General features: G+C 69.6%; 8 protein-coding genes and 1 pseudogene. 4 read left to right on the forward strand and 5 right to left on the reverse strand.

The genetic code is table 11. From position 1 onward, the window contains the following. Nucleotides 1-127: 127 nt before the first annotated feature. Nucleotides 128-684 (forward strand): annotated as a pseudogene (locus tag AB0N07_RS48390) (hypothetical protein); the annotation flags it as partial. A gap of 70 nt (nucleotides 685-754) precedes the next feature. Here the strand turns inward: AB0N07_RS48390 and AB0N07_RS48395 are convergent. The 5 genes from AB0N07_RS48395 to AB0N07_RS48415 form a co-directional block, all read right to left on the reverse strand. Continuing rightward, entirely contained in the window at nucleotides 755-1,147 is a 393-nt protein-coding gene (locus AB0N07_RS48395; protein ID WP_365846982.1) for a hypothetical protein, read from the reverse strand. A gap of 66 nt (nucleotides 1,148-1,213) precedes the next feature. Further along, nucleotides 1,214-2,914 carry a mobilization protein gene (locus AB0N07_RS48400; RefSeq protein ID WP_365846984.1) on the reverse strand — a complete coding sequence of 567 codons (1,701 nt, stop codon included), beginning with the start codon at nucleotides 2,912-2,914 and terminating at the stop codon, nucleotides 1,214-1,216. A 4-nt stretch (nucleotides 2,915-2,918) separates the two neighbouring features. Continuing rightward, nucleotides 2,919-3,320 (reverse strand): plasmid mobilization relaxosome protein MobC, encoded by a 402-nt coding sequence (gene mobC / locus AB0N07_RS48405; protein ID WP_365846986.1) that lies wholly within the window; start codon nucleotides 3,318-3,320, stop codon nucleotides 2,919-2,921. Nucleotides 3,321-3,641: 321 nt separating this feature from the next. Further along, on the reverse strand, nucleotides 3,642-4,637 hold the full coding sequence (locus tag AB0N07_RS48410; protein WP_365846988.1) for a DUF2637 domain-containing protein: 996 nt from the start codon (nucleotides 4,635-4,637) through the stop codon (nucleotides 3,642-3,644). A 388-nt stretch (nucleotides 4,638-5,025) separates the two neighbouring features. After that, a complete protein-coding gene (locus tag AB0N07_RS48415; protein ID WP_365846990.1) occupies nucleotides 5,026-6,561 on the reverse strand; it encodes a DnaB-like helicase N-terminal domain-containing protein in 1,536 nt (511 codons plus the stop codon). A gap of 279 nt (nucleotides 6,562-6,840) precedes the next feature. Between AB0N07_RS48415 and AB0N07_RS48420 the strand changes: the two genes are divergently transcribed. From AB0N07_RS48420 to AB0N07_RS48430, 3 genes are all read left to right on the forward strand, one after another. After that, on the forward strand, nucleotides 6,841-7,380 hold the full coding sequence (locus tag AB0N07_RS48420; protein WP_365846992.1) for a helix-turn-helix transcriptional regulator: 540 nt from the start codon (nucleotides 6,841-6,843) through the stop codon (nucleotides 7,378-7,380). 160 nt (nucleotides 7,381-7,540) lie between these two features. Then, entirely contained in the window at nucleotides 7,541-7,837 is a 297-nt protein-coding gene (locus AB0N07_RS48425; protein ID WP_365846994.1) for a helix-turn-helix domain-containing protein, read from the forward strand. 11 nt (nucleotides 7,838-7,848) lie between these two features. Continuing rightward, nucleotides 7,849-9,630 carry a tyrosine-type recombinase/integrase gene (locus AB0N07_RS48430; protein ID WP_365846996.1) on the forward strand — a complete coding sequence of 594 codons (1,782 nt, stop codon included), beginning with the start codon at nucleotides 7,849-7,851 and terminating at the stop codon, nucleotides 9,628-9,630. The last annotated feature ends 414 nt before the right edge of the window (nucleotides 9,631-10,044 follow it).

Below are 10,044 nucleotides of genomic sequence, written 5' to 3' on the forward strand. Positions count from 1 at the left end.
CCAGCCGTTCGTGCCGGACCGCAGGTCAGTCGCCCGGTAGGGGTCGGGGCGCAACATGAGAAAGCACTACGAAAGCCTTCAAACCGCACTCTCAGTGCACCCCGACGGCGCGAGTGCCTCGACGCCCGCTCCGCTGTCCTCGGCCACGCTGGCCAAGCGGCTCCTGGACGAGAGCGACCTGGGCGAGGGTTACACCCGCACGCCTCAGTCCCCAGCGCAGCACGACGACGTGACCAGAACGGCTGTCCGGCGCTGGAGAAACTGGGCAGCGAGGCCGCGGTCGGCGGAAGCCTCGACTTCCCGCACAAGGTGAAGGCGTCCTTCACCTATGCGGGCGGCAGCAACTCCGAGGTGGACGAGGAGCTGTACAGCGACACCGAGGACAAGCTCTCCCGGAGCGTGGGCCGGATCTTCGAGGCGATGACCTCCTGCCCGGCTTACCAGGTCCTCACCGGCAGTACGACCGTCACGGTCACGACTCGGAAGGTGCTCGTCGACCGGCTGGGTGACGAGCAGTGGAGCCAGCTGCTGACGTTCGTCGCCGGCGGTCGTAGCAGCGTCGTCAAGCAGACCGCCGTCCGCATCGGGACGGTGGTCGTTGTGGTCTCCGGTAGCCCCGGTCTTGTCGATGCCCACGTGCGCAAGGCGGTCGCCAAGGCCACGGTGGTGAGGTCTGCGGGGTGAATCGGCAGCCGCTTTTCAGTCCTGCCGCAACGGCGGCCCACTGGGTGGGCCGCCGTTGGCGTGCGTGCGGTCAGCTGTCCTGGTCCTCCACGGGGTATTCGATGCCGTTTCGTGCGGCGACGATCCTGGCCAAGCGGTCGCATTCCGCGTAGTCCTCGTCGGTCATGGTGGCGTAGATGTTGCTGCACAGGGAGCCCTCGGGGAGTTGGTCAATGTACTTCGTGACCAGGTCGACGAGGGCCTTGTTTATCTCGTTGGTTTCGCGCACCCACTCGTTCTCAAGCTCTCGCTGCGCGTTCGCGGCGGTTATCTCCGCCGGGGTAGCGGTGCAGATCAGGTCGCGCTCGGCGTCGGTGAACACGGTCCCGTAGTGGCGATTAATGAGCGAGTAGTCATCGCGGGGGGTGCTGTCCACTTCAGTGAGGAGGACGACGACATTGGGGCGGACAGAGGGCTGGGGCATGGGCGGTTCCTCGTGTGTTGTCGTGTGATCGGTGTCGGTGAAAGTGGCGGCTGGACGCAGGGGTGATCAGCGCCGCCGTGCTGGTGACGGCTGCGGCGCTGGAGGGGCTGCCGCTGGTTGGACGGGAGCGACCGGGTGTGGTGTGGCGCTGCGAGCCCTGGCTGCCTCGGCTTGCGGGCTGGGGGCGTGGCGTTCGCCGAGGCGGCGGACGCGCCAGGTCAGGGCGCGGGCGGGGCTGTGGGCGTCGTCCAGGGTGCGCTGGCTAAGCGCCTGGTCGAGGACGGTGGCCGGGGTATGTCCTGCTGCTTCTGCCTCGGCGAGCACGGTGGCGAGTGCGTCCCAGGCAGGGTCGGCCAGGATGCGCTCGGCGTGTTCCGGTACCGCCTCCTGGAGGTGGTGGGCGTAGCGGCGCTTGGTCTGGAGGCCGGGCGAGCGGCGTGCGAGGTCCGTCAGGACCGGGCCGGCGACCTGCGCATACGCGGCCTGCAGGTGGATGAGGGTCTGCTCGGCGGCCGCCTGCTGCTGGGCGTGCTGGCGGGTGCGGTGCCAGTGCATCGCGAACGCCACCGCGGTGAGCACTGCGTCCAGGAGCATCGCGAATCCGGCCCCGTCACCGTCCTGGGGCCTCTCCCGCCAGATCGCCTGGACGTTGCGGCGCAGGACGCGTGTGCTGTCGAGGTCGGCGGCGATGCGAGAGCGGGTGGCGCGCTCGAAGACGGCCGCGGCCTGCTCGAGTTCGGCCTTGAGCGCAGCCGGTCCAGTGACCGGCAGGAGGTCCAGTGCGGCGCCGAGCGCGACCAGCTGCCCTTGGGCCACCCCATCGTCGCCGTGGGTGAGGTGGTGGGGGATGCGTTCGGTGGCGGCGGTGGCCTGGTGCCACGGGTTGCCCGGCCGGACGGTGGCCGGTTCGGGGCTGGTGGTGGCGAGACGTTGGCGGATCTGGGGGAGGGAGAGGTCGGGGGCGAGGGTGGAGCCGGAGTAGAAGACGGGCTCGCCGTTGTCGTTGGTGTCGCCGGGCAGGGCGAAGTTGCAGCCGAGTGCGTCGCCGGACGGGCCGCGCTTGAGACGCACGGTCACGCCGGTGGCCTCCAGCAGGGCGAAGAACTCGGCCTCGTCGGCCGCGGCGGCGACGGCGCGGCGGACCCGCAGGCGCAGGACGTCGCGGGAGGCGGCGTCCTGGCCCAGGCGCTTGGCCTTGAAGTGTTCCTTGCTGGTGGGCCGTTTGGCGGCCGTGCCGTCGCCCGGCTTCAACCGCCTCAGCCCGTAGGCGACTTCGATCTTTCGGGCTTCGCGCTGGACGGCGCGCTGGTCGTAGTCACGCTTAGGGCGTCGGCCGTCTTGCCGTACGAGGGTGGCGGCGATGTGGATGTGGTCGTCGGCGTGGCGGACAGCCACCCAGCGGCAGCCTTCCTCGTCGTCTGCGGGGGCGATGCCGGCGGCGGCCACGATCCGGCGGGCGATGTCCGCCCACTGGGCGTCGGTGAGGATCGGGTCTTCGGGGGCGGCCCGGACGGGACAGTGCCACACGGTGTGCATGGGTGCCTTGTCGCCGAGCATCTTCACGGGCTGATCGAGCTGCGCGACAAGCTGGGCCTCCACGTCCTTCGGGTCACGGTGGGGGCTGCGGCCGGGGTCGGGGGCGAAGTCGTTCCAGGAGGCCACCAGGTGCGGGTCGATGTGCTCGTTGGCCCGGCCCTTGCCGAAGAGATAGCCGATCGTGCGGCGCGTGGCTTCTGGCCCCTTGCCGAGGATGATCTTCGGGATCAAGGGCTCACCGCCCCTCGGTGATCTGGGCGACGGCGGTGTCCACCTCGGCGATGGATGCCTCGACGCGGGCAAGGAGCCGTTGGACGGTGTCGGGGTGGGGCCAGGCGCCGTCCTTGTTGAGGTGCCAGGTGAGCTGGTTGAGGTTGTTGCCGATGAAACCGAGCTGCCCGTTGGCAGCCATGAGCGTCTGCACCATGGCGCGGTAGTCGGCGACGGCGGCGGTGGGGTCGTAGGCGCGGGCGGCGGCGAGTGCGCACTCGGCGACGTAGCCGCCGGGCTGCATGCGGCTCAGGGCGGCGGCGTTCTTCACGAGAGCGATCTCGTTTTCGTTGTAGCGGGGGTGGACGCGGTGCTCGCGCAGCTGCTTGTCACGAAGGCGGCGACGCGGTGCAGGCGGCTGCGGCACGCTGAACGACTGCTCAGTGCCCCCTGCCTCGGTCGGCTCCCCTGGGCCGACCGATCCCGGCGCCCCTGCGCCGGGCGCCTCCGCCCCCTCCGGGGCGTGGGTCGGATAAGGACTCCTTATCCGACAACTTGCTGCGCTGTTTGGGGTTGGGGTGGCAGCTATCTCCTGCTGGGGCGTGGGGAGTTGGTGGTGCGATTCGTGCATGGGGTGGTCTCCGTGGGGGGTGGATGCTTCGCTGTGCCTGCTGCCGTGCCCCTGTGCTTGTCGGCGCGGGGCCACGGGGTGAGCCGGAAGCGTGGGGTGATCGGTGCGTTTGCGGGGTCAGACGGTGCCGACGGGGGCTGTGTCGAGTTCCCTCTGCCGCTGGGAGGCGGCTTCGTCGAGTCCGTCGAGGGGCTCGGCCTCGAAGCTGTCGTTCGCGGCGGGCTCGGCCTGGCCGGTGCGCTCGGCCTTCAGCTGGTCGCGCACGAAGGGGGCGCGCTTTTGGCTGATCCGTAGTTCGTCGCGCAGGCGCTTGGCGGTCAGCCGGTCGTCGCTCCAGTCGGCGGTCAGGAGTCGGGCCTCGTCGAGGATTTCGGCGTCGGTCCGGGTACGAGGGCGGGGCCGGTCGGCGGTCGACTCGGCGGTGGCGGGGACCCGACCGGTCGCCTGACGCGGGGCGGCTCCAGTCGACTCCGACACGGTGGCCGACCGGGGCGGTCGGGTAGCGCGGGCCGACTCGACGGCCTCGGCCGGCCCCGTCGCGGGCGCCTTGGCGACCTTCAAAGGGGTCGACTCCGCCGGCTGCTCGGGGGCCGATTTCGCCTGGTCAGACCTCGACCGTGCGGCCTGCTGGTCGGCTTGCTGGGGCCCCGACCGGGCAGAGGCTCCTTCAGCGGAGTCGGCCGACGCGGGGGTGTGGTGCAGCACCTTCGCTACGAGGTCCGACCCGAAGTAGATCGACCCGACCGGGAGCGAGGTCGCCAGCAGTACGAGGGCCCAGTTCGCAGGGACGCAGTCGGTCAGTCGGCCCCGCTGGACCGACGTGGTGTGCAGGGCCGGGATGAGGCCGTGCACGTAGTTCAGCAGGAGGCTGGCGATCGTGTAGGTCGCCAGGACCCGCAGCGCGAACTTCCGGTCGGGACCGGTCAGCACAAGCGTGGCGACCAGTGCGAGGGCCATCAGGCCGTCGACCACGATGGGGTAGAGCAGGGCGGCGGTGGAGTCGGCGCCGATGGCGCGGGCCACGTCGGACAGCGCGTTCCACGAGACCCGGAAGGCCATGAGGACGACCGCCGCCAGGCCGAGGACGAGGGTGGTACGTCCCTTGTGTTTCACGCGACGCTCTCCAGTGGGCGTGGGTGCCTGGCGGCGGAGGCGGGCGGGAAGACGCCAGCGTGGATGTGCCGGCTGCCGTGTGTCGTGGCGAGGGCTATCGGGGGTGGGGGAGTGCAAGTGCAAGGCGAAGGGCTCCAGGGGCAGGCTGAAGTGGGGCTTTTGGTGCAGGGGTGAGGGGCGTTCACGGAGGGGGCGTTCACGCGGGGCCCCTTCTAAAGGGGGCCCCGCGCGTGATCGCTTGGGCGCGTGTACGGCGTGGACGCTCGCGTGATCGTTCTACCTGCGGTTTTGCGGTGAGCGTGGACGCCGTGAGCGGTTTCCCGGGGCGCCAGTGTGTGAGGGCCGCGTGTACGGTCGCGTGATCGCTTCGCCCGGGTACCGGTGAGGTTCAGCCGACGGCGGTGAGGTGGCGGGAGGAGGCGTAGTAGCGGGTCTGCTGCCCGCCTCCGGCTCCTCCGGCGACGCCGTCGGCCCTGGTGGCCAGGCCGCTGTCGACGAGGCGGCCCAGGTGGCGCCGTGCCTTTTCCACGTCGGCGCGTTCGGGCTCGCCGCCGCCGATCAGGATGCCCGCCAGATCGCGGGCGGTCATGCCGCCTGGGGCGTTGCGCAGCAGGACGGCGGGGTCCCTGCTGGGGTCGACCGTGGTGGTGCCGCGCACGTGGTCGTGGGTGACATCGAGCGGGCCGACCTCCCCGGTGGGGGTCTTGAGGTGGTGCAGGGTGACGGCGGGGTCGCCCGCGCGGCCGGTGACGAACAGGACACTGCCCGCGCCGGCGGTGAACCAGGTGGAGCCGTAGACCTGGTCCAGGGCGGGGCGCTGGCCGCGTGGGGCATCGGCGGTGGCCTTGCGCTGGTGGTGCAACTCCAGGATCTCCACGCCGCCTCGCAGGGCGCGCATGCGGGCGTTGTGGAAGGCGACCGCGAGGCTGTCGTCGACCATTGTGCTGACGGCGTCCTTGAGGCTGTCGATCACGATGGTGTCGGCCCGGTGGGCGGCGGCGAGGTCGGCGAGGAGGTCGGGCTCCTTGTCGAGGGTGGCGGGCAGCGGGCCCTCCCAGACGACGAGCCGCTCGCGCAGGATTTTCTCGTCGGCGGGGAAAACGCGGCGGTCCATGGCCCTGGCGATCTGCCGGGGCCGGTCCATGGCCAGGTAGAGCACCCGCCTGCTGGGGGCGACCGGCATCTCCAGGACGGTCTGCGTGAGGCCGAGGCGGGCGAAGACCACCTGGTGGGCCAGGGTGGTCTTCCCGACTCCGGGTGCGCCGACGATCATCAGGCTCTCGCCCGGCGCCCAGACGGTCTTCTCCCTGGTGCCCCACAAGGGCTCGGCGTCCGCGCCGGTCTCCTTGACGAAGGACCACCCATCCCTGGCGAAGCGGTTCAGGCGCCCCTGACCGGAGGCGAGTGCCCGCTCGCGCTCGGCCCGCATCTCCGCTTCGACCTCGCTGCGTATCGCCTCTGGGTCGGCGCCCGGTTCTTGGGCACGCTGGACGGTGCGTATCGCGGAGGCGAGCAGGCGGCGGAGGTTGGCCTTCTCGCGGATGATCTCCGCGTGATGCTCTGCGCCGCCGGTGCCGTAGTGCAGGTTGGCGAGCTGGAACACGTAGGTGTTACCACCGACTCGCTGCAGATCACCCTGCCCTTGGAGTAGCTCGGTGAGGGCGATCGGGTCGGTCGGCTTGTCCTCGCGGCGCTGGGCGAGCAGGGCACGCCAGATGGTCTCGTGCGCGGGCCGGTAGAAGGCGGCATCGCCCAGGATCGGCCGGACCGTGTCGATGATGTCGCTGTTGTGCATGCAGGCGCCGAGCACCGCGCATTCGGCCTCCACGTTGAAGGGAGGCTCCGTCTGCCCGTCCGGAAGCGGGCCGGGTCCTTCTGCGGAGTGGGATGGCATCTGGGGTGGCAGGGTCGTACCCTGGGGCATGGAGCTCCTCACCCGGCAGGCCATTAAGGGGCGGCAACCCCGGCCGGTGCCGGTATAGATCGTTCAGGGATGGATGGTTGTACGGTGGAGCCTCTACTTCGGCCCCGGTGTTCGTAGCACCGGGGCCGCTTGCGTGTGCGGATCCGTCCACCGCTGTACGGCGGACTATGACCATAGCCGAGATTTTCGGAAGCGCAACGCCTTGCATTTCGCTCCGCAATAATGTTTAGTTGTGGATGCTGGCCCGGTGGACCCGCTGTGGCGTGAAAGGAGGTGCGAATGAGCGGTGAGGAAGGTGCAGAGCGCGCCGGCCCCGGTCGTCCGTTGCCGGAGGATCACGTCGCCGCCCGCATCAAGCTGGAGCGCGAGGTCCGCGGTTGGAGCACGGTAAAGCTCGCCGAGGAGATGGCTGCTGCTGGCCATCCGATCAACCAGTCGGCGATCTGGCGCATTGAGAGCGGCAAACCTCGTCGAAGGGTCAACCTCGACGAGGCGCTCGGTTTCTGCAAGGTCTTCGACATCACCATGCAGGACTTGATCGGACCGCCTGGAGAGCTGGCCACGCCCCGCATCCGCGAGCTCGCCCGTGAGTACGTCCAGATGACGCTGGAGTACCGCCAACTGCGAGCGGCGATCGACCGGAACCAGATGCACCTGCACGAGATCCAGGGAGAACTCGACGCCTATGGGGACAAGGGGCCTGAGCAGAGAGGACAGGTCGACGAACTCCTTGAGCTCGAAGAACGAGCCGCGATGAGAAGCCTGCACCCGTCCCAGGCGCACTTGCGAAACCAGAGGCAGCCACCCGCCGGCGAATAGCCGGCTGTTGCCCCTCTCACGGCGCTACGAACGCCGAGAAGCCTCACGCGCGGCGACCTCAGTCGCCGACGATCACCATCCATCCCTGAACGACGCCACCGGCCAGGCCGGCGGGAGTTGCCGCTCCCGCGACGCCGCGATGCCGGCGGGAGGAGCACCCTTGTCGCAGTCCGCCCTGCCCATTTCCCAGATAGCCCAGCTCCTGGACGTCCCCGAGGACGCCCTGCGCACACTGATGGCCGAGCGGCGATCTGCCGGCGACACAACCCTGGTCGCCCTCACCGTCGCCGAAGCCGCCCGCCGGATCGGCATCGGTCGCACCAAGCTGTACGAGTACGTCTCATCCGGGGAGATACGTTCCGTCAAGATCGGCAGCCTGCGCCGCATACCCGCTGAGGCGGTCGGCGAGTTCCTGGCCCGCCGCCACCAGGCCACGGACTTCGACGCTGCGGCCTGAGCGGGGCGACCATGGCAAAGACCCCGAAGCCCCAGAACTCCCGCCAGCCCAACGGCGCCTCGTCCATCTACTTCGGCAAGGACGGACGCTGGCACGGCCGCGTCACCGTCGGCGTCAAGGACGACGGCACCCCCGACCGGCGCCACATCGGGCGCAAGACCCGCGCTGAAGTCACCAAGGCCGTTCGCGAGCTGGAGAAGCAACGCGACTCCACCGGCGTCCGCAAGACCGGCCAGACCTGGACGGTCGAGACCTGGCTGACCCACTGGGCGGAGAACATCGCCGCGCCCAACGTCGGTGAGAACACCATCGACGGCTACCGCGTGGCGGTCTACCACCACCTCATACCCAGTCTGGGCGCGCACCGCCTGGAGAAGCTGGAGCCCGAACATCTGGAGCGCTTCTACCAGAAGATGCAGGCCAACGGCAGCGCCGCCGGCACCGCCCACCAGGCCCACCGCACGGTCAACACGGCGCTGAACGAGGCCGTCCGCCGCCGCCACCTCACCATCAATCCGGCCTCTATCGCCAAGGCCCCCAAGCTCGAAGAGGAGGAGGTCGAGCCGTACTCGCTGGACGAGGTCCAGCGCCTCCTCGCCGAGGCCACCAAGGTGCGCAACACCGCCCGCTGGGTCATCGCCCTCGCACTCGGTCTGCGCCAGGGCGAGGTCCTTGGCTTGAAGTGGGAGGACGTCGACCTCGTGGCTGGCGTCATCCTCGTACGCCGAGGCCGCCTGCGGCCCCGCTACCAGCACGGCTGCGGCGACAAGTGCGGACGCAAGCCTGGCTACTGCCCGCAGAAGATCAACATTCGGCGCGAGACGAAGGACACCAAGACCCGCGCCGGCAAGCGGCCGGTCGGCGTGCCCGAGGAACTGCTCAGGCTCCTGAAGCGGCACAAGGAGGAGCAGGCGCGTGAGCGGGCCCTCGCCCGGGACCTGTGGGTGGAGAAGGGGTACGTGTTCACCTCGCCGACCGGCGAGCCCCTCAACCCCAACACCGACTTCCACCGGTGGAAGGACCTACTCAAGGCGGCCAAGGTCCGTGACGGCCGTCTCCACGACGCCCGTCACACGGCGGCGACCGTGCTCCTTCTTCTCGGCGTCCCCGACACGGTCGTCGACCGGATCATGGGCTGGGAGCCCGGCAAGTCCGCCCGGATGCGCAGCCGGTACCAGCACCTCACCAGTCCCGTGCTCCAGCAGACGGCCGCCAAGGTCGGTGCCCTGATCTGGGGCTCAACCCCGCACCAGATCCCGTCGACACCTGGAGGCCCCGTGTCCGACTTGAGCCAGAATCCCGCACCCGCGGGGCCGGACGTGTACGTGGCCTGTCTTGGCAAGCGCTACGTTCCGTTCCTGCACAACGAACACGCCCAGGCCGTGGCCTCACAGTGGGGCACCGACCACCCCGGCAAACCTGCGCACGTGGAGAAGTGGGACCGGCCACAGTGGGAGCGCTTCGGACCTGGCGGCATCCGGGCTATCCGTGACCGGATACCCGACCGCCGACTCGTTCACCACGCCCACGCCGTGTTCCTGCCCGGCGGCGAACGGCTCAACATCGGCCGGGCTGACCAATGGTCCGTATCGGCCTGGGAGTTCGAGACCGACCTGTACACGGACTTGCCGGTGCGTTGGCACACGACCCGCCGCCCCGGCCAAGAGGTCGAGGCCCAGGTGCGCGGCACGGACGAACATGCTGTCGCTGCCGCGTTCGCCGAGGCTTGCGCACAGGCTGTGGATCGCGCACGGAACCCCAGCAAGTACGGGGACGGACGCAACGACATGTAACTGGATGATGAGGGATCGGGCCCGACTGCCACGGTCGGGCCCGGCCTCGGGGATCAATGGAACCGTGATTGGCGCTGAGATTGATCATGGTGGGGGCTTGACCGCTTTTTCATAGGTGTCCTATCCCAGATGACTGTGGGCAGGGCGAGGACCTGACCTGCTGTGCCTACGGTTGGATGGGGCGAGTGCGCCTCCTTCCGTCCCGCCCAACCGTAGGCAGTCATTCGCCGTGCCAGGTTCATTCCTGAGGTCAGGCTGCGATTCCTGCGAAGAAGACGAAGACGCCGCCGAGTGCGGCAAGCAGGAACGAGAACTGAGCGACTCCGTCGGGAATCTTGAGGCCCGGGGTCATTTGCCTTGGCGCCACCACAGGGGTCGGGGCAGGCCGCGTGCGTCGAGGTACTGCTGGAACGC

This window comes from Streptomyces sp. NPDC051172, from assembly GCF_040682555.1.
Taxonomy (GTDB): domain Bacteria; phylum Actinomycetota; class Actinomycetes; order Streptomycetales; family Streptomycetaceae; genus Streptomyces.

Excerpts from the sequence above, each read along its gene's own strand:
- AB0N07_RS48415 (WP_365846990.1), bottom strand. The coding sequence starts at position 6,561 with ATGCCCCAGGGTACGACCCTGCCACCCCAGATGCCATCCCACTCCGCA.
- AB0N07_RS48420 (WP_365846992.1), top strand. The coding sequence starts at position 6,841 with ATGAGCGGTGAGGAAGGTGCAGAGCGCGCCGGCCCCGGTCGTCCGTTG.
- AB0N07_RS48395 (WP_365846982.1), bottom strand. The coding sequence starts at position 1,147 with ATGCCCCAGCCCTCTGTCCGCCCCAATGTCGTCGTCCTCCTCACTGAA.
- AB0N07_RS48430 (WP_365846996.1), top strand. The coding sequence starts at position 7,849 with ATGGCAAAGACCCCGAAGCCCCAGAACTCCCGCCAGCCCAACGGCGCC.